This is a genomic window from Moraxella osloensis (assembly GCF_001553955.1).
Taxonomy (GTDB): Bacteria; Pseudomonadota; Gammaproteobacteria; order Pseudomonadales; family Moraxellaceae; genus Faucicola; species Faucicola osloensis.
In genome coordinates this window covers 2,098,804-2,120,681 of the sequence record NZ_CP014234.1, presented here as the reverse complement: position 1 = coordinate 2,120,681, position 21,878 = coordinate 2,098,804, and the positions used below count along the sequence as shown (strand labels likewise).

The 21,878-nt window shown below is 42.3% G+C and carries 23 protein-coding genes and 1 tRNA gene; 8 read left to right on the top strand and 16 right to left on the bottom strand.

The features are described 5' to 3' along the window. The first annotated feature begins 104 nt into the window (after nt 1-104). The 3 genes from coq7 (at nt 105) to AXE82_RS09355 (ending at nt 4,551) form a co-directional block, all read left to right on the top strand. The gene (coq7, locus tag AXE82_RS09365) at nt 105-767 is read left to right on the top strand and encodes a 2-polyprenyl-3-methyl-6-methoxy-1,4-benzoquinone monooxygenase (RefSeq protein WP_062334004.1); all 663 of its coding nucleotides are present in this window, start codon (nt 105-107) and stop codon (nt 765-767) included. Nucleotides 768-998: 231 nt separating this feature from the next. Then, entirely contained in the window at nt 999-2,039 is a 1,041-nt protein-coding gene (locus AXE82_RS09360; protein WP_062334001.1) for a tetratricopeptide repeat protein, read from the top strand. A gap of 196 nt (nt 2,040-2,235) precedes the next feature. Next, nucleotides 2,236-4,551 (top strand): esterase/lipase family protein, encoded by a 2,316-nt coding sequence (locus tag AXE82_RS09355; RefSeq protein WP_062333998.1) that lies wholly within the window; start codon nt 2,236-2,238, stop codon nt 4,549-4,551. A 32-nt stretch (nt 4,552-4,583) separates the two neighbouring features. On the opposite strand, the gene AXE82_RS09350 is transcribed toward AXE82_RS09355, so the two are convergent. The 6 genes from AXE82_RS09350 to ndk all read right to left on the bottom strand — a co-directional run bounded on the left by AXE82_RS09350 (nt 4,584) and on the right by ndk (nt 11,356). Continuing rightward, the gene (locus AXE82_RS09350) at nt 4,584-5,690 is read right to left on the bottom strand and encodes an RNA-guided endonuclease InsQ/TnpB family protein (RefSeq protein ID WP_062333995.1); all 1,107 of its coding nucleotides are present in this window, start codon (nt 5,688-5,690) and stop codon (nt 4,584-4,586) included. Nucleotides 5,691-5,820: 130 nt separating this feature from the next. Then, nucleotides 5,821-6,720, bottom strand: a complete 900-nt coding sequence (locus AXE82_RS09345) for a LysR family transcriptional regulator (RefSeq protein WP_062333992.1) — start codon at nt 6,718-6,720, stop codon at nt 5,821-5,823. Between the two features lie 227 nt (nt 6,721-6,947). Next, on the bottom strand, nt 6,948-9,041 hold the full coding sequence (dnaX, locus tag AXE82_RS09340) for a DNA polymerase III subunit gamma/tau (RefSeq protein WP_062333989.1): 2,094 nt from the start codon (nt 9,039-9,041) through the stop codon (nt 6,948-6,950). A gap of 63 nt (nt 9,042-9,104) precedes the next feature. Then, nucleotides 9,105-9,443 (bottom strand): Grx4 family monothiol glutaredoxin, encoded by a 339-nt coding sequence (gene grxD, locus AXE82_RS09335; RefSeq protein WP_007116440.1) that lies wholly within the window; start codon nt 9,441-9,443, stop codon nt 9,105-9,107. A gap of 173 nt (nt 9,444-9,616) precedes the next feature. Then, complete coding sequence (ispF, locus tag AXE82_RS09330) at nt 9,617-10,117, bottom strand: 2-C-methyl-D-erythritol 2,4-cyclodiphosphate synthase (protein WP_062333986.1); 501 nt, start codon at nt 10,115-10,117, stop codon at nt 9,617-9,619. A gap of 807 nt (nt 10,118-10,924) precedes the next feature. Then, complete coding sequence (gene ndk / locus AXE82_RS09325) at nt 10,925-11,356, bottom strand: nucleoside-diphosphate kinase (RefSeq protein WP_050323952.1); 432 nt, start codon at nt 11,354-11,356, stop codon at nt 10,925-10,927. 38 nt (nt 11,357-11,394) lie between these two features. Between ndk and AXE82_RS12365 the strand changes: the two genes are divergently transcribed. The 4 genes from AXE82_RS12365 to AXE82_RS09310 all read left to right on the top strand — a co-directional run bounded on the left by AXE82_RS12365 (nt 11,395) and on the right by AXE82_RS09310 (nt 13,632). Further along, nucleotides 11,395-11,523, top strand: a complete 129-nt coding sequence (locus tag AXE82_RS12365) for a hypothetical protein (RefSeq protein ID WP_257721696.1) — start codon at nt 11,395-11,397, stop codon at nt 11,521-11,523. 131 nt (nt 11,524-11,654) lie between these two features. Next, nucleotides 11,655-12,470 (top strand): phosphodiester glycosidase family protein, encoded by an 816-nt coding sequence (locus tag AXE82_RS09320; protein WP_062333983.1) that lies wholly within the window; start codon nt 11,655-11,657, stop codon nt 12,468-12,470. Nucleotides 12,471-12,620: 150 nt separating this feature from the next. Further along, nucleotides 12,621-12,697 (top strand) — tRNA-Ile (locus AXE82_RS09315). A 326-nt stretch (nt 12,698-13,023) separates the two neighbouring features. Beyond that, nucleotides 13,024-13,632, top strand: coding sequence for a TetR/AcrR family transcriptional regulator (locus tag AXE82_RS09310; protein WP_062333980.1), 609 nt, complete (start codon nt 13,024-13,026; stop codon nt 13,630-13,632). Between the two features lie 236 nt (nt 13,633-13,868). On the opposite strand, the gene AXE82_RS09305 is transcribed toward AXE82_RS09310, so the two are convergent. Together AXE82_RS09305 and AXE82_RS09300 are read right to left on the bottom strand one after the other, a co-directional pair. Next, nucleotides 13,869-14,168 (bottom strand): DUF1330 domain-containing protein, encoded by a 300-nt coding sequence (locus AXE82_RS09305; protein WP_007116445.1) that lies wholly within the window; start codon nt 14,166-14,168, stop codon nt 13,869-13,871. Between the two features lie 205 nt (nt 14,169-14,373). Continuing rightward, entirely contained in the window at nt 14,374-14,676 is a 303-nt protein-coding gene (locus tag AXE82_RS09300) for a putative quinol monooxygenase (RefSeq protein ID WP_062333978.1), read from the bottom strand. Between the two features lie 565 nt (nt 14,677-15,241). Here AXE82_RS09300 and AXE82_RS09295 point away from each other — a divergent pair. Further along, nucleotides 15,242-16,240 carry a zinc-binding alcohol dehydrogenase family protein gene (locus tag AXE82_RS09295; RefSeq protein ID WP_062333975.1) on the top strand — a complete coding sequence of 333 codons (999 nt, stop codon included), beginning with the start codon at nt 15,242-15,244 and terminating at the stop codon, nt 16,238-16,240. A gap of 268 nt (nt 16,241-16,508) precedes the next feature. Here the strand turns inward: AXE82_RS09295 and bfr (AXE82_RS09290) are convergent, their stop codons facing one another. From bfr (AXE82_RS09290) to AXE82_RS09255, 8 genes are all read right to left on the bottom strand, one after another. Next, nucleotides 16,509-16,979, bottom strand: coding sequence for a bacterioferritin (bfr, locus tag AXE82_RS09290; RefSeq protein WP_062333972.1), 471 nt, complete (start codon nt 16,977-16,979; stop codon nt 16,509-16,511). A gap of 35 nt (nt 16,980-17,014) precedes the next feature. After that, nucleotides 17,015-17,494 (bottom strand): bacterioferritin, encoded by a 480-nt coding sequence (bfr, locus tag AXE82_RS09285; protein WP_062333970.1) that lies wholly within the window; start codon nt 17,492-17,494, stop codon nt 17,015-17,017. Nucleotides 17,495-17,692: 198 nt separating this feature from the next. Then, nucleotides 17,693-17,896, bottom strand: coding sequence for a (2Fe-2S)-binding protein (locus AXE82_RS09280; RefSeq protein WP_062333967.1), 204 nt, complete (start codon nt 17,894-17,896; stop codon nt 17,693-17,695). Nucleotides 17,897-17,972: 76 nt separating this feature from the next. Continuing rightward, complete coding sequence (locus AXE82_RS09275; RefSeq protein ID WP_036599719.1) at nt 17,973-18,374, bottom strand: ExbD/TolR family protein; 402 nt, start codon at nt 18,372-18,374, stop codon at nt 17,973-17,975. A 47-nt stretch (nt 18,375-18,421) separates the two neighbouring features. Then, nucleotides 18,422-19,087, bottom strand: a complete 666-nt coding sequence (locus AXE82_RS09270; RefSeq protein WP_062333964.1) for a MotA/TolQ/ExbB proton channel family protein — start codon at nt 19,085-19,087, stop codon at nt 18,422-18,424. A gap of 268 nt (nt 19,088-19,355) precedes the next feature. Then, the gene (locus tag AXE82_RS12195; RefSeq protein WP_156627480.1) at nt 19,356-19,502 is read right to left on the bottom strand and encodes a hypothetical protein; all 147 of its coding nucleotides are present in this window, start codon (nt 19,500-19,502) and stop codon (nt 19,356-19,358) included. An 84-nt stretch (nt 19,503-19,586) separates the two neighbouring features. Further along, on the bottom strand, nt 19,587-20,630 hold the full coding sequence (locus AXE82_RS09260) for a TonB-dependent receptor domain-containing protein (RefSeq protein ID WP_062333957.1): 1,044 nt from the start codon (nt 20,628-20,630) through the stop codon (nt 19,587-19,589). 65 nt (nt 20,631-20,695) lie between these two features. Next, nucleotides 20,696-21,802 (bottom strand): RNA-guided endonuclease InsQ/TnpB family protein, encoded by a 1,107-nt coding sequence (locus tag AXE82_RS09255; RefSeq protein ID WP_062333954.1) that lies wholly within the window; start codon nt 21,800-21,802, stop codon nt 20,696-20,698. Nucleotides 21,803-21,878: the final 76 nt, after the last annotated feature.

Sequence of the window (21,878 nt, the reverse complement as noted above, 5' to 3'; positions counted from 1 at the left end):
CCATCAGCTACATAGATTTGCTAGTCAAAAGTTGTGATATTGAGTAGAATGAACGCCATATTCTGCGCATAATAGCGATTAGAAACACTTTGAATAGAGCGCCTATGTCGATTGAACCAGCACAAAACAACCTATCACTTAGTAAAGTAGACCGCAATATTGTCTTCTTTGATCGGGCGATTCGCTCGTTTATTCCAAACAGCAATCTTAGCACCCGCCCATTGCCTGTCTCTAGCCCCGATGTGCCAAAACTGTCCGTGGAAGAAGCGCGTCATGTCGCAGGTCTCATGCGTATCAATCACACGGGCGAAGTGTGCGCGCAAGGACTGTATCATGGTCAAGCATTTACTGCCAAACAAGCAACGGTCAAAAAAGCCATGCATCAATCTGCGCTAGAGGAGATTGACCATTTGGTATGGTGTGAGACACGGTTAAATGAATTGGGTAGCCATCCCAGTATTTTTAGTCCGCTTTGGTATGGGCTATCGTTTGGCATGGGTGCGGTAGCGGGATTGATTTCTGATGAGTTTAGTTTGGGGTTTGTTGCAGAGACGGAAACCCAAGTCAGCGAGCATTTGCACAGCCATCTTGGCAAGCTGCCTGTACAGGATAAACGCAGTGCTGAGATTTTAAGCCAAATGGATAAAGAAGAATTACATCACCGTGATAAAGCAGTCGAATCAGGTGCCAGCCCATTGCCACTACCCATCAAAACCACGATGCGTTTTTTGGCTAACTGCATGAAAACGGTGGCGTATCATATTTAACCAAGCATGTTTAACCAAACGTGTTTAACTGGGCATGACTGACAGGCTCAATCGTTGGCTGGCGTGTTTATTGCTATAACCTTGCTTAATCGCGCTGTTTTGGCGTAAAAATATAACAATAACTTTATTTTTTTTTGATAGTATTTTTACATTATTGCTTTACATTGTTACTATGGGATAAGCTGATTGATTTATGCAATTAATCCCACCCAATTTTTTAAGGAAATTTCAATGACTCACATGGTAAAACCCCTAGCCTATACTTTAGCTATTTTGATGGCAACCAATGCCACTGTAGCGATGGCGGCAACTGCCACCGCAAAAACAACGACCAAGACCACCACCACCAAAACCACCACGGCAAAACCCGCTACTCAGACAACAGCCACTAAAAAAACCACGGTCACCAAAGCCAAGACTACCAACAAATCAACCGAAAAATCAGCTGATACGGTCAATAGCGTGAAGGATACTACCCCGCAAACGACACCGCCGTCAGCCACCTCAAATACAGGTTCAATGATAGTGCCTGTTTTGACCGCCCCCACGGTTGCCAACGTGATGTATCCATCTACCAACAGCGTACAATTGGTAGGCACGGATATTTCAGCGCAAAATCTTGCCAATATCCCACTGCCGACTTTAACGCTTAGTAATATCTCAACAGTAAAAACCGTTTTGATTCCACGAACCACGGATAACAGTACACAGTTAGATGTCAGCGTGTTAGACGATTTTATTACCTATGCTACCCCAATGGCACGCCACTATCCCCCTGTTTTTTCGAGCCGTACTGAGCGCTACAATACCACTGAGCGACTCAAATCCTTGACCGCATGGATTGAGACCTACGCACAAAATCCAAATGCCTCTTATGAGGTGCTACTGCGTGCAGCAAAACTCAATGCGATGGGTCGCAATCTGGATTTAGGTTCTGATTATGCCGTGCGTGCAGGCAATTATATCGCCCGTGCCGTGAGGCTCAATGACACGGCAGAAGCCAACTTCTTATATGGCGCAATGCTCGCTGAAGGTGGCGGTTTTAAAGAAGGTGCCAAATACTTAGAAAAAGCCGAAAAAATGGGCTATCTAGAAGCTACGCAAAGTTTGGCGCAAGCAGATTTATTGGATGACAAAAAAGACCGCGCCATTCAACGGTTAACGGAATTTAAGGCCAAAAACCCAGACAATCCGTATATCGATGAGCAGTTACGCATCGTCAATAGCGGTAAATACTATATTTGGGATATCCCTGCAAAAGTCGTTCAATAATTTTTTGCGTTCATACCCTAGCGGTGGTTTAATATCACTGCTAAGTCACCATGCTAATTCACCATCATCGTTGAATTTTAGCATGGTGATTTTTTTCACCCTATCATTCAGTGATAGGCAGATTTTTGCGCTAACCTTTTTTGCGCTAACCTTTTTTGCTGTCTCCCTTTTTGCTCTTTTAGCCGAGTAAATCACCATGCCGCTAACAAACCAATCTACTAGATTTTGTCAAACGTCTCTCATCACGGCGACGACATTGGTTACTATCATCACCCTTACTGGCTGCGCCACCACCAAAATCGGTAGCCGCGATACTGCAAGAGCCATCATGGATCAGCGCGTCAGCGTGTTATCAGGCAGCCGCTTGAGTTCTGACACCAAAAGCCGTTTAGTGCAGGCAGGTTTAGATGAAGAAAAATGCTTGGCAAATATGCCTGCCTGTGTAGTGACGCTCAAGCAAGCGGATCTTAATTCCGATAAAGGGATTTATGGCGCAATTAGTGAGCTGTTTTACGCCTCTGCCCAGCAGCGCCAGCAAGCCAAAACTTGTACCAATCCGCCAAAAGATTTGGCCACAGACTATGCCAAAAATTTGGTTGGCAAGACCGACATTGTAGCGCCCAAACCCGATGAAATTTCTTGTACTATCGCCTTTCAAGACGATATGCTGCAATCGATTCGGTTTTCTTACATTTATTTGATGTATGATATCCTCAATCCAACCGTCGTCAATCAACAACCGTCACAATTGTATTATCTGCCAAAACAACGCGATACCCAAATTCAGGACTTGTATTACGCTGCCATCGATGCGTTAGGTGATCGCTTGTATCATCAAAAAATGGCAGAAAATTATCAAATCACTCGCAACAACCTGCGTGTCAGTATCAATGGACAGCCGTTTACTGACAAATCGGCATCGATGAAACTGATTTCAAGCTACCAGATTAATTTATCAAAATTTAATACCATCAGTCGCCGCGATGGCTTTGGTATCAATTATGTGGCGCTACTCAATAGTCGCATCAATACGGCGGTGATTATTGACTTGTTGCAACACTATGCCAATGATACACCGTTAGAAGAACGTATCCACCAATCAGGGCATTTGCCTATGACCGCGGTGTTGGTGCCCAAAGGCAATAGCATTGATGAGTTGCAAAAAACCACCGATTTTTCGCTTAATATTTATAATCCCTATCAGTTTAAAAGTGTCTCTATTCTCAACAAAGATTTTGCGCTATCGGCGAATTTTTCGGCAGCCTACGGCTTGTGGTCACAGGACAATCGCCTAGGCAATATCAGTTATTTTAGTATGTTTTCCTCGCCGTATCAGCAAACCCAGCCGCATTTATTTATGCTTGAGCCTTACAATCCTAATAAACGCGTGATTATCATGATGCATGGGTTGGCATCGAGTCCTGAAACTTGGATTGGACTGACCAATGACATTTTTAATGACCCAAAACTTCGCGAAAACTTCCAAGTTTGGCAGATTTTTTATCCAACCAATATCCCGATGCTAGAAAACCGCCACCAAATTTATGACTTGATTGAACGCACTTTTAAAATTGTCGATCCTAAGCAGCAGGACGTTGCCAGTCAACATGCGGTGCTGATTGGTCATAGTATGGGTGGGGTGATTGGGCGTTTGTTGGTATCAAATGATGACTTAACGCCCAAAGTCGAATCGCTGGTTGCCAATTACTCACAGATGAATAATTTTTCAGCAGGCTACGCGGCATTTGTCCGTCATGCGCAAAATAAAACGCTCAGTGACCGCTTCAAACTTCAAGCCCTGCCGCAAGTCGATCGCGCGATTTTTATCTCTTCGCCATTTCGCGGTACCGATTATGCCGATCGCTGGTTTACTCGCAGTTTGCGCCGTATCATCTCATTACCGGCAGGATTTATCCACACCGTGTATGACAATTTAAATTCGCTATTTACTGAAGGCGTGGTTTCAAGCAATCCGCTGGCACAGCTATTTTTGGAAAATGGTGCCAGCCAGTTGAGCAGCCGCTCTTACTTTAACCAATTAACGGCAGATGTCACCATCGCGCCCAATGTTGCCGTCAATAACATCATCGCCACTGATGATAAGGATTTGTCCAATGCGCTCAATCAGCTTACCGCTAAGGCAGCCAATAGTACTACTGATGATGTATCGGCATCCATAACATCTTTGAAAAATGACAATACAACCGCGACCGTGAAACCCGCCACAGAGACCAAGCTGTATAACACCACGAGTCTGGCGCAAGCCAAACAAAGCCTAGATGAGAAAAAGCAACTCTTAGAATCGGTGAAATATGGCGCAACCGACCGTGTCTCTGATGGTATTGTGCCGTACAACAGCTCGCATTTAGAAGGCGTGGAATCTGAAAAAGTGCTTACCGGTCGTCACAATGTTCATACCAGCCCGCAGGCGATTTTGGAGTTACGTCGCATCCTGCATCAACATCTCGCTCGCTATGGCGTCACCCAAGCGCCGCCTGACAGACAGCCTTAGCGGCTATCAACATCATTGACTTCCTCCCCTTGCTAAAGCAAGGGGATTCCTTCTACAAGACGGTCAAGCCCGACCGCAAGAATGTTCTTACTGGCATTAATATCTCTATCATGCCATGTGCCACACGAAGCACATATCCATTCTCTTATTCCAAGCGATTTTCTACCTTTCGGACTATTGGCGGTGATGTCACCGCAACACGAACATCGCTGGGTCGTGTATCTCTCATTCACGATTTCAAAACGGCAACCTGCGTTCTCGCATTTGTAGGTCAGTTGTCGTTTCAGTTCAAACCAGCCTGCATCGTAAACCGATTTGGCGAGTTTGCCTTTTTTACTATTAAATTGATTACTCTGAATATCACCGACCACGATTAGCGCATTATCTTTAACTAATTGGGTGGTGAATTTGTGTATCAGGTCTTGCCTTGTGTTTTTGATTTTGGCATGGATAGCCTTGATACGTTTTTTGTTGTTTGAGCGTTGGGCTATAGCTAATTGTTTTGCATATTTTAGCGTTTGCTTGATGGTGAGTTTGTCACCGCTTGAGGTAGTGGCACTGTCTTTAAGCCCTAAGTCAATGCCTACGCTACCCGTTCCGCATTGTGTCTTGGGGTAGTCTTTGACGGTGATACAGGCATACCAATGACTGCGTGCGTCTTGTACCAATTCGCATGTGTTGATTTGGTATAGGCTAAGGTTGTAGCTGTCCCATAGATCAATGATTAGCTTTTGTCCTTTGGCTAAACTAAGCTGTAAGGTGGATTTTAAGCCTTTTTTACCTGTTTGGTGTGTGGCGATGTGTTTGATGGCAGATTGTTTAAACGGTAGCCAGCCTAATGATTTACGTTTTGAATTTGGGTTGTTGGTTCGCCAGTTTAGTTTGGCTTTTTTGAATTGGCGACGCGATTTGGCGTGGGTTTCATTGATGGCTTGGATAGTCTGACTGTGTAAGCCTAGCAGTTCACCACTACCTTTGGTGTAGTCGTTTAGGTCGTAAGCACTAAAGAATTTACCAGTCTTTTTTAGGTGTTTGTAACTCAAGTCATTGACATAATTCCATACGAAATTAACCAAACCGCTTAGGCGGTTGAGTTTATCATTATGTTTGTCTCGTATGCGTAGCTTGAGTGTTTTCATGCAAATTATTTTAGCAAAATTTATGCAAGCGTTATAGTGTACAAGTTGCCTTATATCCACCGCCTAAAGTCGGTGGTTTTACGGCAACGGATGATTAAACCGTTTATTGCTACTACTGACCGTCCAACCGCTAAACTTTAGCAAAATACTTGGTCAACACTTCAAGACAGCGCGTCACCTTCGCAGGTTGTTGTTCATGCCGGGGTGTTACCGCATACAGCATATAACTTGGTAATTGGTAACCTGGCAATACTTCCACCAAATCGCCATTTGCCAATTCTTTTTGGATATCAAGTGACATAATACGGGCAACGCCATGCCCTTCTTTGGCAAGGGTCGTGGCAAGCATAATGTTGTTGGTTTGAATACGCGTTGGCATACGCACGCGTGATTTTTTACCTGTTTCCACATTGATCATATCAAATTGATTGGGATCTTTGATAAGGCTAATGCCAATCATATTGAGTTTGGCTAAATCTTTTGGCTCGGTCAATTTTTCATTTTGACGTAAAAAATGCGGTGAAGCCACCAGCAGCTGACGTATCTCAGTCAAAGGAAATGCCGATAAATTACTGTCAGTAAGGTTTGGTGACATCCGAAGGGCGATATCGATACGCTCTTCAATCAAGTCAACATACTGATTGTCCGCTTCAAAATGGATGGTTAAATCATCATGCGCCGAAATCCAAGTCGACAGCGCCGGTAAAATATGATTCACACCCAATTCTGGCGTGGTCGCAATGCGTAAGTTCCCTGCTAACTCATCGCGTAATTGATTGACACGGATACGACCTTGTTCGGCTGCCGCAACCACATCTTTGGCACTCTCATAGAAACTAGTGCCTGCTTCTGTTAAGCTTAACTTACGAGTCGAGCGATGCAATAACACCACACCCATATCGTTTTCTAACGAGCGGATTTGTTGACTAACCGCACTTGTTGTTATGCCCAGTTCTTTTGCAGCACCACTAAATGAAGCATGACGTACAACACTTGCAAAAACCGCCATGCCTCTTAAATTATCAAGCATATTTCACCCAATTTTATCACTTAATCAAAGTCACTGTTAAAATCTGATGTATTATACGTTATTAGCAAGATAAATTAAACGACATCGGGATTTATTAACTAAAATTATTAATATTTTTTCAACTATTTAATAGTGTATTTTATTGATTTTTTTAACAAATATTGGTTTTGTTCAATTATTTGTCTGTTAAAAAAGTAAAAACTAGAATTTATATAAATTAAATTGACTTATTGAATTAACTTAACAGAACTAATCGAGGCGTGTTGCTGCAACAGTGCCTGGGTAACTGCTTGTTGTTCAAGCTGATGAGTAGCTTGTTGTAATGCTAGTTTTTCGCGGGCTTCTTGGAGTGCTTCTGGTGTTAATTTCTCTAGCGCTTGAAAATTACTTGCCCCCTCCGCCAAACGAATATCAATACCCTCAAAACGCTGTCGAAGTTTTTGGCAAAAATTATCAAAAGTTGCGGTATGGGTCAAAAAGCTTTGTTCAGTGACAAATTGGCTAACCCCATGAATCTCGCCTGTCATAACCCCGCGTTTGGCAAGCACTAATTCATCATCATCGAGCCAGCCTTGCTCACGGGCATTAAACACCCAATAATCCCATTTGGCAGGTGTCCATTCGCCCTCAAGTGGTACATGAGTGGGTTTGAGCAATGCCAGTGGCGATATATCAGCTATATCACTACCCTCTGCCGCCATAGTGTGGTGGGAATTGTCAACATTAACGTTGACATTGGTAGCTACGGCGACTGACGCTGGCTCATTTTTTTTTATCGATGCGCTATCTTCCGTAACCATAGTCGGTGCGGTCATCTCATAATGACTGGCACTGGGTTGCAAGTCAGATAAGCGATTGGCAATGGCATCGTCTTCTATGGGTGGCGTTTGCTGTGTGGTGGTATTGAACGCGGCTTTATCGATAGATATTAAATGGCTATCATCAAATACCTGTTGTTCAATGCTTTCTTCAATGCCTTGTTCAACGCTATCAACGCTATCAACGTTTGAAGCAGATTTGAGCAGATTGTCATCCGATAAGTTATTATCACTCTGCTCCGAAGTTACTTGTACGCTAACTTCAGCCAGCACTGAAGATTTTGCACCTTGTATGGCTTCGCTAGGCGTTGTATCAACAATTTGAAAATCAGGACTTTGAGAATCAGGACTTTGAGAATCGGGACTTTGAGAATCAGGGTTATTAGCGATTGGCGGACGAAGCGGGATTTGATTGCGATGCAGTGGCTTGAACGCCATCAAGCGGAGTAAACACATCTCGAGCGCTTGCATCGGCGTATTGGCTAATGCCAAGTTTTCACGGCTTTTTACCACAATGTCATAATACAGTTGTAATAGCTCTGCGGGTAACTGCTGAGCCAGTTGTTGCAATTGCTCGCTTTGCTGGCGATTGATTTGCAAATCAAAATTTGGCAACGCCTGCAAAATTGCCAATTGATGTAGCGTCTCAGCCAACCTGTCAAATACGGCTTTGGCATCCACCACCTGCTCACGCAGAAGCTGAATAGCCTGCGTCAGCTGCTGGGTATTTTGCTGGTAAATATTGGCAAGGATAGCGATGACATCGGCTTGGTCAATTAAGCCAAGCATCTGGCGAATCACTTCATCTGTGACATTGCCATTGCCAAACGCAATGGCTTGGTCAGTAAGTGACAACGCATCGCGCACGGAGCCTTTGGCACTGCTCGATAGCTGCCATAAGGCATCAGGCTCGTAGCTAATTTGCTCTTTGTTAAGAATCGTGCCAAGATATTCAGCGAGCGCCACTTGCGGCAAAGGTCTGAGTACAAATTGCAGACAACGCGAGATGATGGTAATGGGCAGTTTTTGTGGGTCTGTGGTCGCAAGCAGAAACTTCACATGCGCTGGCGGCTCTTCGAGGGTTTTTAGTAGCGCATTAAAACTATGCGTCGATAGCATATGCACTTCATCAATTAGATAGACTTTGTAGCGACCCTGGGTTGGTGCATACGGTACGTTGTCGAGTAATTCACGGGTATCTTCAACTTTGGTACGTGATGCCGCATCAATCTCAATCAAATCAATAAAGCGACCGCTATCGATGGATTGGCATACACCACATACACCACAAGGCTCGCTTGTCACCCCTGTCTCACAGTTAAGGCATTTCGCCAAAATACGGGCAATGGTAGTTTTACCGACACCGCGCGTACCCGTAAATAGATACGCATGATGCAAGCGCTGGTTATGGATGGCATTGATTAATGCTTTGGACACATGTTCTTGTCCCAGCAGCTCATGGAAGTTTTTTGGACGATATTTGCGTGCTAGGACTTGATACATGGTTATGGGTACATGACAACAAAAACGTTAAAAAGAAATAACCTTAACCCGCTAGTGGTAAAACTAAACCGCTGGGCTATTGGCTTCAATTAGGGGTTGTAATTCACCGTCTTGGAACATTTGATAGATGATATCGCTGCCGCCAATCAGCTCACCTGCCACCCATAATTGTGGGAAAGTTGGCCAGTTAGCAATCTGTGGCAAAGTTGCACGGATTTCTGGGTTTTCAAGAATGTTGACAAACGCAAATGGGCGACCAATTTGGGTTAGTACATCCACCGCACGCGCAGAAAAACCGCATTGTGGGAACTGTGGCGTGCCTTTCATATAAAGCAATACGCTGTGTTGAGCGATTTGGTCACGGATGGTTTGTTCGATGTCAGTTTGGTTCATATCAGTCATATGAAATTCCTTTATCAGACCCTTGTTAAAGTAGAGCGCTATCTTCACTGCTAAAATTTGACTCACTAATGATGAGTGCAGGGTTGCTATTATACGCTATAATGGTTATCGAAAGTAAGCATTCAAGATGCCCACCCCAAAAAAGTCAGCAGCAAAATCACCCAAAAATTCTATTAATTTGATGAAGTCACTTGTTCAAGCAACACCACGCAGCTTACCATAATGCCTTCTTGACGACCGGTAAACCCAAGCTTCTCAGTCGTGGTGGCTTTGACGCTGATTTGGTCAGCCGCGCAGCCCATGACACCGGCAATACGCGACTGAATCTCGGTACGATAAGGCAATAGTTTTGGACGCTCCGCCATGATGGTGATGTCGGCATTGATAAGCGTAAAGCCTTTTGATTGGATAAATTGGTACACTTGGTTCAGCAAAATGGTCGAATCTATATTGCGAAAACGCTCATCGGTATCTGGGAAAAACTGCCCAATATCGCCCAGTGCCAATGCACCAAGCAACGCATCACACAACGCATGTAACACCACATCGCCATCAGAATGCGCAAGCAAACTGTGGGTATGAGGAATTTGCACCCCGCCTAATGTTATAAATTGGTTTTCTGTGCCATCGTTGACAAAGGCATGGACATCGATACCCTGACCGATTCTTATCATGGTTAATCCTATTGTTTTATCTTACTGTCTTGATTTTGGAAGCTATTGTGTTTGGTTTAGTGGTGTCTATTCTAACAGTTCCAACAGTGACTGTTTTATCGGTCTCTATTTTAACGGTTAAAGCATGATTTACAAGTAGCTAGGCTATCTTAAATAAAAGCTTTGAATAACAACTTAGATTAAAAACTTTTGATAACGACTTTGGATAACGACTTTGGATAGCATTCGAATAACGACTTTGAATACAAACTTGGCATAACCAGCTACTATCACTGCTTGAATTAAAAATTGGGTGTCAAACGAGATTTGCCGTATAACCTCTAAAAAAATTGATAAATCCTAGTAAATTGCTATGGTATTTTATTATATAACGTTATATAATATAAAAATAAACCCATCAAGTGGGGAACTTGATGGGAGTGGGTAATGCACTACTTGTTGTTATTTTTATTGTTGCTTTCTTCTTCTTTGTTTTACTGATGTTAGCCATAATGCCAAATTATGGCTTTTTTATTTTTATCGTTTTTTATTTTATTTTTTGTCTTATTGATTCTATCTTATTACTATCGTAGTCAGCAAAGTTTGTATTTACGTCGTGATGAATTTATTTTAGCGGATTTACGCCTGTGCTCTATGTGCTCTTTGTTATGAATTGTTAAATTAAGTTTCTTTAGTTTCCTTAACAAAACTATTAATATTGATTTTGCATCCTTATTTTTGCATTGCTACTTTTTAATGATAGCTCAGCCGAATGATAGGCAGTAAAAAAACGGCTTAAAATTTAAGCCGTTTTTTGTTATGTTAAGATTAACGCGTACGTGGGCAAACTTCATTGTCATTGAAAAAGTAGCTGATTTCACGGGCTGCAGATGTGGTTGAGTCTGAACCGTGAACCGCGTTTTCATCAATGCTGTTTGCAAAGTCACGACGAATCGTGCCTTCAGCGGCGTCTTTTGGGTTGGTAGCGCCCATGATTTCACGGTGGTGCGCCACTGCGTTTTCCCCTTCAAGTACCGATACTACCACTGGACCTGAAGTCATAAAAGAGACTAAATCATTGTAAAATGGACGCTCTTTGTGCTCAGCGTAGAAACCGCCCGCCTTTTCGTTGTCTAAATGCAACATTTTTGCTGCCACAACTTTTAAGCCTGCTTTTTCAAAACGGCTGTAGATTTCGCCAATGTGGTTGCCTGCGACTGCGTCAGGTTTGATAATTGATAACGTGCGTTCAATGGCCATGTTAAATTCCTTAAAATTGAAGGGGATTATGATTTTAAGTGGGAGAAACTGTAAAAACAGCCCGTACACTGCCCGATGGCTCTGTCAAATCGCGATTTGAAGATTTGAATAAACGCGGGGTGCTGTTCTTAGTTGCCTATTATAATGATATTGATGGCAAAAACTAGTTTAATTCATCACTGTTAAGTCGAAATTGCGAGAATATCAAGTTGAACAAGTTTTCTGTAATAAATGGCGGATATATTCTGTGATACGCAAATGGTATAATAGCCAATAGCTTAAATTTTCTCTCAATGGTATGACGCTCTCAAATATCACAAAAACACAAGCGGTTGTGGTAAGCCTATGCTTGGCGCTATTATTGGTGGCAAGTATCGGTTTGGCACGTCAGTTTACTGCCAAAGCCGTCCCAGATTGTCAGCGCAAAAACCAGCCGTTCGACTATAGTATCTGTGAGCTTGATGCTAAAAATGCGGCGAATTTTTCACTACAGTGGCAAAATCCCTCGTCCACGAACCACCCATTATTACTCACCTTTACTACCCTGCGCGATTATTTGGCAAGCCAGCAACCTGCCAAAACCTTGTTGTTTGCGATGAACGCAGGGATGTACGATGGCAATTTTGCGCCGATTGGGTATACGGTCATCAATGGCAAGCAAATCCGAGCCCTAAATCTCAAGCAAGGCGGCGGCAACTTTCACTTAATGCCCAACGGGGTATTTTGGCAAGACCGTCAAGGTTTTTATATCACTGAAAGTCAAAGCATGGCAAAAAAACTGGCAAGCGGGGCAAAACCGATTTTTGCCACCCAATCTGGACCCATGCTGGTCATCGATGGTAATATCCATCCGGCATTTGATGCCAATAGTACCTCGAGAAAATACCGCAATGGTGTTGGCGTGTGTGATCGCAATCCTAGCCGCGTCAAATTTGTGATAAGCGATACCCCTGTCAGCTTTTATGAGTTTGCCGATTTATTCAAATCGCAATTGGGCTGTGACAATGCGTTGTTTTTGGATGGCGGTAGTGCCTCGGCATTGTATAGTCAGACGCTGTCACGCAATGACAATAAATATATGGGTGTGATGATTGCGGTGACACAAGACAAATAATGCGTATTCGGTGAGACAAGTTTATGCTGATTTAATCAACGTTTTGCATAAAATTATCCATTTCCACATTGCAAAAATAATTTTTTAAGGTATTATAATCAGCCTAGTTTTGACAAATTTGCTTGGCAATATTTGTGATACTACCCTTTCGGGCCTATAGCTCAGTTGGTTAGAGCAGAGGACTCATAATCCTTTGGTCCACAGTTCAAGTCTGTGTGGGCCCACCATATAAAACAACCACTTAGGTGCATTAGACCTCAGTGGTTTTTTATTTTTAGCTTGTAATGATTAAATAGTAAGTAGTTTACATCACAATATGAACCCCTATTTTAAATCCATACTTATGTCATTGGGTTTAGACTGTTACTTGGTCTTGACTGCCTGAATCAATCATCCGATCCCTGCCTAATTTGATATAAATCCTTGTTTTATATTGAATTATTTTTGTTAATAGTTAACGCTTTCAAGGAAAACGTCTTTACATTCATTGCAGATAAGTTATAATAAAAACAATACGACTGGTCTATTTTTTATAATAGCCGGCACAATAACTATGGAGCATGCCCCTATCAAGAAGTCTGAAACGAAACGCTTACACATTCTTAACACCAGTTCTGAGCTGATTTTGCGTAAAGGTTTTAGCGGTGTGGGATTACAAGAAATATTACAAAGCTGCGAGATTCCTAAAGGTTCATTTTATCATTACTTCAAATCTAAAGAGTCTTTCGGCTGTGAATTGGTACAGTATTATGTAGATAATTACCAACGCCGTTTGGATGAACTATGGCGTAGCGACCAATCCGCTTACCAAAAACTAATCGGCTATTTTAACCTATGGATTGAAGATCCTGATGCGCCGTGTAGTTGGGCAGATAGCTGTTTAATTGTAAAACTTGCTGCAGAAGTCGCTGACCTATCTGAAGATATGCGCGCTATTATGTCCGACGGCGTCGATAAGGTAATCAAGCGGATTGCTGAAGTCATCGTTTTGGGCAAGCAAGATGGGTCTATCCAAGCAGAGACTGATGCTTTGACGTTGTCCCAAGTGACTTACCAAATGTGGATGGGCGCAGCGTTATTAAGTAAGCTGCAAAAAGATAAAACACCCTTACATCAAGCGCTAAAAGCGACGGCGTTTTTATTAAAAAGTGGACAGTCTTAAAAGTTAGCTTTGCTAGCTTCACCTCACTAACTTAGCCTTAGTAACTTAACCTTAGTAACTTAGCTTCACTATCTTGGCTTCACGACAATGATAGCTGCAAAAATTGTAATAGCAGCCCAATCATTATGTATGAATGGGCTGCTATTACATCAATTTGATAACAATGCATAATCTACTATGTACTAACTTGTAGGTTAGTACATATGACAGCTATGCTTTTTCTTAAAGTGCTTTTTTTAAATAGCGTCTTCAACACCTTCAATGATAAAGGCACGATAATTTGCTCCTTTTAGGCGATGTTGTAATGCTTCTTGATAGACGGGACTGTTATACCAGTCTCGCGCGGCTGCCATATCAGGAAAGCGTAAAATAACAGCGCCTTCAATTTCATTGCCTTCAAGCACTTCTAATTGACCATAAAAAGCCAAGGGTGTTAGCTCACGACCTTCACGAGCAAGCGGCGCTTTTTGTGCATATTGCGCCAGTTCCTCAGCATCTGTAGTTTGCTCACGGGTAAATACCACATACGCAGACATGGGCTACTCCTTATTTAACAATTCAAGCAGTGCGCTTGCGGTTGCAGCAGAAGAAGCAGGATTTTGTCCAGTTAAGTGACTGGTTTAAGTGAAGTGATATAATAAAAAGCTGCCTTTTATGTGATATTTTAGGCAGCTCTTTAAGAGGCTTAAGCTCAAGAGAATTGGGCTTAAAAGCTTAAACTTAGTAAAATTAGGCTTCAATTTAAGCTGGTAGTTTGCTCGCCAACACCTCTACTTTTTCAATAGAAGGCGGCTCTGAAAATAGTTCATCTGCTTGAGCCATCAAAGCGGCGGCAACCTTGCCCGATAAATGCGCTTCGCGACCTGCCTCATCAGGGAATGCATCAAAGATACCAAAGGTTGAAGGTCCAAGGCGTAGCCCAAACCATGCAACTGTAGCTGGTTCTTCATTGACGATAGGCAGACCCGCTTTTAGGAAATCTTCTACTTGTTGTTCTTTACCTGGTTTAGCTTCAAGACGGACATATAAAGCGGTTTTAACCATCACTAATACTCCAATATTGACTAGCCGACATTGACTAGCATTAAAATTGAGTCTAAACCACTGTCATATTCATGTCAAACGGCTTTACCGCATAGCTGTGTTGTATAAAGGTTACATAAACATTTGCGCTTTAAGTCATAAGGAATGTCTGTATCAGCTTAAATTTGATACTGATATTACTCCCTTTATGCTTGCTTTAATCATAACCTTGCTTTAACCATAACAAGGAAACAAGCATAAGTGACAAGGTATAAATGATGTTGCACTCGCTACACTGGATTGGTTACACTGGTACAACAATAAATAACGGCATTTTACCAAGGGCTATTTTTGGCGCAAACACAGGCGCACAAACACAGCCGCAAAATGTGAGCTTAGCTTGTATCCTTAACGTTGCGCTCTTGACCTTACACCTTTAGCATAGACTCAGAATATCGACTATTTTTCATTAATTCTATCAGATCATGCTGACTGAGCTAAGCCAGCCTGTGTGCAATACACTAAAAACACTGCATTTAATTAAAATAACCCGCTATTAAATCTACTATTACAAAAGGACAAATCTATGAAAGCCGTATCGTATGTTATAAATAACCAGGATGATTTTAAAAATTCATTGGTAGATATTGAAAAAGCGAAGCCTACGCTTAAAGAGCGTGATGTACTGGTAAAAGTTCAGGCAATCTCTGTGAATCCAGTTGATACCAAAGTGAGAAAAAATTCGTCTGAAGCAAATAATCGTATTTTAGGTTGGGATGCCGTTGGGGAAATTATCGAAGTTGGCTCAAAAGTTACCTCGTTTAAAGTAGGAGATTGTGTTTGGTATGCTGGCGATTTAACCCGAGATGGTAGTAATGCTGAGTTTCAAGCAGTCGATGAACGGATTATCAGTCTTAAACCCATTACAGTATCTAATGCAGAGGCCGCAGCATTGCCATTAACTGCAATAACGGCATGGGAAATGCTGTTTGATCGCTTTCAAATTTCAGAAACAGAAGTTGGCAGTATTTTAATTATTGGTGGTGCAGGCGGTGTAGGATCAATCGCTATCCAACTCCTAAAAGCAAAAACCAATCTGACCGTGATAACCACAGCGTCACGAGAAGAAACCAAATCTTGGGTAAAATCATTGGGTGCCGACCATGTCATCGACCATAGCAAAGATTTAAACGAACAAATCGAGACACTAGGCATTGAAAAACCAAAATACGTATTCTCTACCAATCATACAGACACCTATATCAAGCAAATAGTTGCTCTGATTGCACCACAAGGCAAGCTTGGAGTGATCGATGATCCACAAACCTTTGATATTATGCCGTTTAAAACTAAATCTATTTCTATCCATTGGGAGTTCATGTTCACCCGCTCAATGTTTGAAACCGATGATATTGAAAAGCAAGGTGAACTGTTGCAACAGGTTGCCCAATTAGTTGACCAGCAAAAAATTAGAAGTACCCTCAACCAAAATTTAGGCAAAATTAACGCTGCAAACTTGGAGAAGGCACATAAGCTACTTGAATCAGGCAAGTCAAAAGGCAAAATTGTACTAGAAAACTTCTAAAACACACCTTGTAAAACCCATATTTTAAAACATATCTTGGGTAAAAATGCCCTTTAAAGTAACTCACCAAACGGCTGGCAGAACGAACACTGCCAGCTGAAATCACCCATCAGCTTGGCTATGCCAAACTCGACGATTAAAACGATAATTAATAAATTACTGCAACTAAGATGATGATAAGCGATGCCATCAGTATAGAGATGACAGAAATCAACGCAGCTTGAGCATATTGATGGTCCATACAGTTATTCCGACACACTGAGACGCGCTATGAATCTAATAAACTTTGCGTATAATTTTCGATGCTCATCGAGGTCATTAGTTCTATCTGCGTTTCTAGCCAATCAATGTGCGCTTCACTCCCGTCTTTGAGTTTGATCAATAATTTGCGAGAGACAAAATCACGCTGCTGCTCACATAAAGCAATCGCATTTTTGATGATGTCAGTTTTTTGATACTCTAATTGCAAATCACAACGCAAAATTTCACCAACATTTTCACCGATTAAAATTTTGCCAAGCTCTTGCAAGTTTGGCAGACCATCTAGCATTAAGATACGCTCAATGAGGTCATCTGCCCATTTCATCTCATGAATCGACTGATGATACAATTTTTCATTGAGTTCACTCAGTCCCCAGTTTTTGGCGATACGCGCGTGTAAGAAGTATTGGTTGATAGCAATTAATGCCTGACCCAAAACTTGGTTTAGCGCTCTTAGAATTTCTTTATCGACTTGCATAATGTTTACCTTAGTTGCCTTATTGCTTTGTCGCCTTATTCAGAGATGTCACCGAGCTGAGATTGCAGATAATTGGCTAGTCCCATCATATCAATCAGTCTTAACTGCTGCTCTAACCAATGCGCATGGTCTTCTTCGGTATCGACCAATTGGGCGACCAAAATCTCACGGGTGACATAATCTTGCTCTTGCTCACAAAGCGCAATGCCGTCTTTGAGATGTTGACGAACCGCATACTCAAGCTGAAGATCGGCTTTTAGCATACTTGGCACATCATGACCGATGTTGATATCGGCAACTTTCATGTTGGGCGTGCCTTCTAACATCAACACACGATTGATTAAGGCACGCGCATGATCGCTTTCTTCTTCCATTTCATGATGCATACGCGTATGAAGTTTTGGATAATGCCATTCATGATACATTTGCGCATGAATAAAGTACTGGTCACGAGCCCCCAGTTCACCACTAATTAAGAAATTTAGATAATCAATAACAGCTTGGCTGCCTTTCATGGGTATATCCTTGAAAAATGAACAGAAACAACGGTTAGGTATTATCTGAAATACTAAATTAAAGTGACGTTAAAAACAATTCATCGCAGCAAATAATTTACACTATTTATCAGTCGCTCATTCAATTAGCCCAATAAATGCGCTAATTGAATAAGATTAGGGGTTTAGGCTAACAGCGCATTAGGCAACGTTAATACATTAGGCAACTTCAATAAATAGGTGCGTATAATCATTGATGCTCTGGGCGTACTCTTCGAGATAACCTTCAATCATTGGCTGACAGCCGCCACAGCAAGTAGCCACATCAAGCTCAGCTTGTAACGCCTCTAAGCTGTCATGACCTTGTTCAATGGCTGTTTTGATTTGACTTTCTTTGACCGCATTACAGATACACACAAACATACGCACCTCGTTGATAAATTTTCTTATATAATAATGATAACTATTCTTATTATCAATAAAAATTTTCTCAATCAGGCTATTCACTGACAAACGCAATTTTGGTTAGCTTGTTTTCGCTCGCTATTGCTAGGATTTGCGCGACGGTATCATATCGACTGTCTTTATCGACGCGTAGCTGAATGCTTGGGGTCTCGCTTAATTTGCCTTGTTCGGCAAAGCGCGTGTTTAATTGCGCCAAACTGATACTGGCATCATCCCAAAAAATCTTGCCATCTTTATCAATGCTTACTTGTATCACTTTGGGCGGGGCTTCATTGACTTGTGCTGAGGTTTTGGGCAAATTTAGCGGTACACTGGGATTGATTACCGTTGCCGTCACCAAAAAAATAATCATCAATACCAGCATGATATCAATCAGTGGAATCAGATTGATTTCATTCATGCCCGTCGAAGCGTCATCACCGAGTTGAAATGCCATAAGTTATTCCCTGTTTATCTATTTATCTGTTTAGCGTTGGGTCAAGGTTAGGCTTTTTTCAGCATTAAGTCAGCGGCGTTAGTTTGTTGCTGGGGCTGCGAGCTGGTTTGCAAATGGGGCTGGGTGGCTAAACTAGTTTGCGTAACTTGGCTGGAAGAATTCATCAACACGTTGGCAAGCAAGGTATGCGCCGTGTCATTCGCTTGGTGCATGGCTTTGCGATTGATTCGTACTACGACATTGTACATAATCACTGCAGGAATCGCTACCGCAAGCCCAAGCCCAGTCATAATCAAAGCCTCCCCAACCGGTCCTGCGACTTGCCCAAGTCCTGCTTGACCTGATTTAGCGATGCTATCTAAGGCATGAAAAATCCCCCACACGGTACCAAATAGCCCAATAAAAGGGGCAATGGCAGCAGTCGTACCAAGGATATTTAAGCCCTGCTCACTGGCAAAACGGTAGCGATTGAGCTGTTGCAGTAACTGCTGCTCAGTGACCAATTTTTGATTGTCTAGGGATAAGGTAGTAAGTTGAGATTGCTGTTGGTGAATTTTCTGGGTCAAATCTTGCGACACTGTCTTGGCAATTTTTTGGCTATTTAAGATACGTAAAATGCCTGTAATCCAAGACAACATCGATAAAACAATTAACACAAAAAATAACGTCTTGGTCACTACATCTGTATATTGCCAGTAATTTGCAAAATCCATAATCATTCCTCTAACACGATAAATATAAAAACTAACGTTAAATGTTAGTATAAATGATAATCATTATCAACAAAAATATTAAAAATTAGGCTAAATTGAACAAGCGACTGTATTAAACCCCGTTAATTAAGCGAGTTTAAAATATTAAGCAACTTTGATATCAAATGGCTTTAAAATGAAGTAACTTAAAAATTAAGTAACTTTAAAACCTCATACTTTTTTATCTTCGCTTTGTGTTAGCTTTATCTTGGGCAAAATCACCACAAGGTTATTGATAGCCTACGGTATCGACTAGGATGAACACCTTGCGCAAAATGCAGTTTTCGGTTACACCGACCAATACCCTAGGCAATTGTCTTGATACCCCGCCAAACCTTGTGGTAGTAGAACGGGTAAAAAATTGGATTTTGGACATAAGCAAAATTTTTCTGCAATATTTTGTGAAAATATTAAACAGCAATGGGCAATCCATCATGCTGATGGTTATCACCCATTGAGTTTAAAACTGATAACTTAGCGTTACTTTAACATTGCGCCCCATGGCTTTATCACCGGTATTGGATACGTGCTCATAGTAGTAGGCATCTGTAAGGTTATACACGCCAGCATCCACCGTTAATTGCGGTAACGCGCTTGGACGATAGCTACCAAATACATCATAGGTGGTAAAACTTGGCAACTCAGCCACAGCAGTAGCGCTGGTGCGACGCGTTAAACCTTTGACATGGCGGATGGCACTTCCAAGGCTGAATTTGTCATTAATGTCATAATTAAAGCCTAGGTTTAACTGATCGCCTGAGTCTTTATTGAGTTGGTAACCTTGCTCGGTTTCGCTTTTGGCATGGGCATAGCCTGCATTTAAGCGCATATTGTTTAGCCGATATTTTGCGCTCAGCTCGTAGCCTTTGACGGTAGTCTCGCCTGCATTGATGTAGCTAGCACATTCTCCGCCTGTCACTGTGTTGCCTGTGGCACAGTCAATGCCTGTTATGCGGTCGATTTTATTGTCATACTGGGTATCAAAGACTTTGGCTGTCAGCGACATACTGTCTTGACTGTCAAACACCCCTTGAAAACGGCTACTGATACCCAGCTCTGCGTTTGCGCCAGTTTCTGCTTCGAGGTCTTTATTGACGAAGGTTTGCCCAGATTGGTAGACGGTTTCTGGCAAGGGTGGTCCATTAAACAATTGGGTATAACTGGCAAATAAGCTGTGATTTGGCGTTAGTTTAAATTCCCCTGCCAATGCACCCGACACTTGATTATAGTCGTCACTGCTTAAGCGCTCTGATGGCTTATAGTGGTCAAAGCGCACGCCAGGCGTCAGCGCAAATCGTCCCAATTCGATTCGGTCTTGTAAGTACACCCCTACGCTGGTAGCGTCTTCTGTGATATCACTACTCTCTAACGTCGCTGATTTTTTATAGCCTTCTACCCCATAGTTGAGCGTATGTGTCAAAGCATGGTCGCCATGATGCTGCGTCAGTTGCTGTTTGATACTTGCCGTCATGCCATCGGTTTTGCCTGATGTGGCTATACGCATGGGGGTCGTTCCGCGCAGTCCTTGCGACAGCGCTTCATTGGTTAAATGTTGACTTCCTCCCCTTGCTAAAGCAAGGGGATTCCTTCTACAAGACGGTCAAGCCCGACCGCAAGAATGTTCCGACTGGCATTGATATCTCTATCATGCCATGTGCCACACGAAGCACAAGTCCATTCTCTTATTCGCAAGCCTGCTCTACCTTTCGGACTATTGGCGGTGATTTCACCGCAACACGAACATCGCTGGGTCGTGTATCGCTCTGATACGATTTCAAAACGGCAACCTGCGTTCTCGCATTTGTAGGTCAGTTGTCGTTTCAGTTCAAACCAACCTGCATCATATACCGATTTGGCGAGTTTGCTTTTTTTACTATTAAATTGATTACTCTGAATATCACCGACCACGATTAGCGCATTGTCCTTGACTAATTGGGTGGTGAATTTATGGATGAGGTCTTGGCGTGTATTTTTGATTTTGGCATGGATTGCCTTGACACGCTGTTTGTTTTTGGCACGTTGGGCTATAGCTAATTGTTTTGCATATTTTAGCGTTTGCTTAATGGTTAGCTTGTCGCCATTTGAGGCGGTGGCACTGTCTTTAAGTCCTAAGTCAATACCTACACTACCTGTTCCGCATTGTGTTTTAGGGTAGTCTTTGACTGTGATACAGGCATACCAACGGTTACGGCTGTCTTGGACGATTTCTAGTGTGTTGATTTGGTATAGGCTAAGGTTATAGCTGTCCCATAGGTCGATGATTAGTTTTTGCCCTTTGGCTAAACTAAGCTGTAGGGTTGATTTTAAGCCTTTTTTACCAGTTTGGTGGGTAGCAATGTGTTTGATGGCAGATTGTTTAAACGGTAGCCAGCCTAATGATTTACGTTTTGAATTTGGGTTGTTGGTTCGCCAGTTTAGTTTGGCTTTTTTGAATTGGCGACGCGATTTGGCGTGGGTTTCATTGATGGCTTGGATAGTCTGACTGTGTAAGCCTAGCAGTTCACCACTACCTTTGGTATATTCGTTTAAATCATACGCACTAAAGAATTTGCCAGTACGCTTAAGATGCTCGTAGCTTAACGCATTGACATAGTTCCATACGAAATTCACCGAACCGCTTAGGCGATTTAATTGGTTTATGTGTTTGTCTCGTATGCGTAGCTTGAGTGTTTTCATGCAAATTATTTTAGCAAAATTTATGCAAGCGTTATAGTGTACAAGTTGCCTTATATCCACCGCCTGAAGTCGGTGG

Excerpts from the sequence above, each read along its gene's own strand:
- AXE82_RS09350 (WP_062333995.1), bottom strand. The coding sequence starts at position 5,690 with ATGAAAACACTCAAGCTACGCATACGAGACAAACATAATGATAAACTC.
- grxD (WP_007116440.1), bottom strand. The coding sequence starts at position 9,443 with ATGACTGATATGAACCAAACTGACATCGAACAAACCATCCGTGACCAA.
- AXE82_RS09300 (WP_062333978.1), bottom strand. The coding sequence starts at position 14,676 with ATGGTTAAAACCGCTTTATATGTCCGTCTTGAAGCTAAACCAGGTAAA.
- AXE82_RS09275 (WP_036599719.1), bottom strand. The coding sequence starts at position 18,374 with ATGGCATTTCAACTCGGTGATGACGCTTCGACGGGCATGAATGAAATC.
- AXE82_RS09310 (WP_062333980.1), top strand. The coding sequence starts at position 13,024 with ATGGAGCATGCCCCTATCAAGAAGTCTGAAACGAAACGCTTACACATT.
- coq7 (WP_062334004.1), top strand. The coding sequence starts at position 105 with ATGTCGATTGAACCAGCACAAAACAACCTATCACTTAGTAAAGTAGAC.
- bfr (WP_062333970.1), bottom strand. The coding sequence starts at position 17,494 with ATGAAAGGCAGCCAAGCTGTTATTGATTATCTAAATTTCTTAATTAGT.
- AXE82_RS09360 (WP_062334001.1), top strand. The coding sequence starts at position 999 with ATGACTCACATGGTAAAACCCCTAGCCTATACTTTAGCTATTTTGATG.
- ndk (WP_050323952.1), bottom strand. The coding sequence starts at position 11,356 with ATGGCCATTGAACGCACGTTATCAATTATCAAACCTGACGCAGTCGCA.
- AXE82_RS09355 (WP_062333998.1), top strand. The coding sequence starts at position 2,236 with ATGCCGCTAACAAACCAATCTACTAGATTTTGTCAAACGTCTCTCATC.
- dnaX (WP_062333989.1), bottom strand. The coding sequence starts at position 9,041 with ATGTATCAAGTCCTAGCACGCAAATATCGTCCAAAAAACTTCCATGAG.
- AXE82_RS09255 (WP_062333954.1), bottom strand. The coding sequence starts at position 21,802 with ATGAAAACACTCAAGCTACGCATACGAGACAAACACATAAACCAATTA.
- AXE82_RS09305 (WP_007116445.1), bottom strand. The coding sequence starts at position 14,168 with ATGTCTGCGTATGTGGTATTTACCCGTGAGCAAACTACAGATGCTGAG.
- AXE82_RS09345 (WP_062333992.1), bottom strand. The coding sequence starts at position 6,720 with ATGCTTGATAATTTAAGAGGCATGGCGGTTTTTGCAAGTGTTGTACGT.
- ispF (WP_062333986.1), bottom strand. The coding sequence starts at position 10,117 with ATGATAAGAATCGGTCAGGGTATCGATGTCCATGCCTTTGTCAACGAT.
- bfr (WP_062333972.1), bottom strand. The coding sequence starts at position 16,979 with ATGCAAGTCGATAAAGAAATTCTAAGAGCGCTAAACCAAGTTTTGGGT.
- AXE82_RS12195 (WP_156627480.1), bottom strand. The coding sequence starts at position 19,502 with ATGTCCAAAATCCAATTTTTTACCCGTTCTACTACCACAAGGTTTGGC.
- AXE82_RS09270 (WP_062333964.1), bottom strand. The coding sequence starts at position 19,087 with ATGGATTTTGCAAATTACTGGCAATATACAGATGTAGTGACCAAGACG.
- AXE82_RS09280 (WP_062333967.1), bottom strand. The coding sequence starts at position 17,896 with ATGTTTGTGTGTATCTGTAATGCGGTCAAAGAAAGTCAAATCAAAACA.
- AXE82_RS09295 (WP_062333975.1), top strand. The coding sequence starts at position 15,242 with ATGAAAGCCGTATCGTATGTTATAAATAACCAGGATGATTTTAAAAAT.
- AXE82_RS09320 (WP_062333983.1), top strand. The coding sequence starts at position 11,655 with ATGACGCTCTCAAATATCACAAAAACACAAGCGGTTGTGGTAAGCCTA.
- AXE82_RS09260 (WP_062333957.1), bottom strand. The coding sequence starts at position 20,630 with ATGCGTATAGCCACATCAGGCAAAACCGATGGCATGACGGCAAGTATC.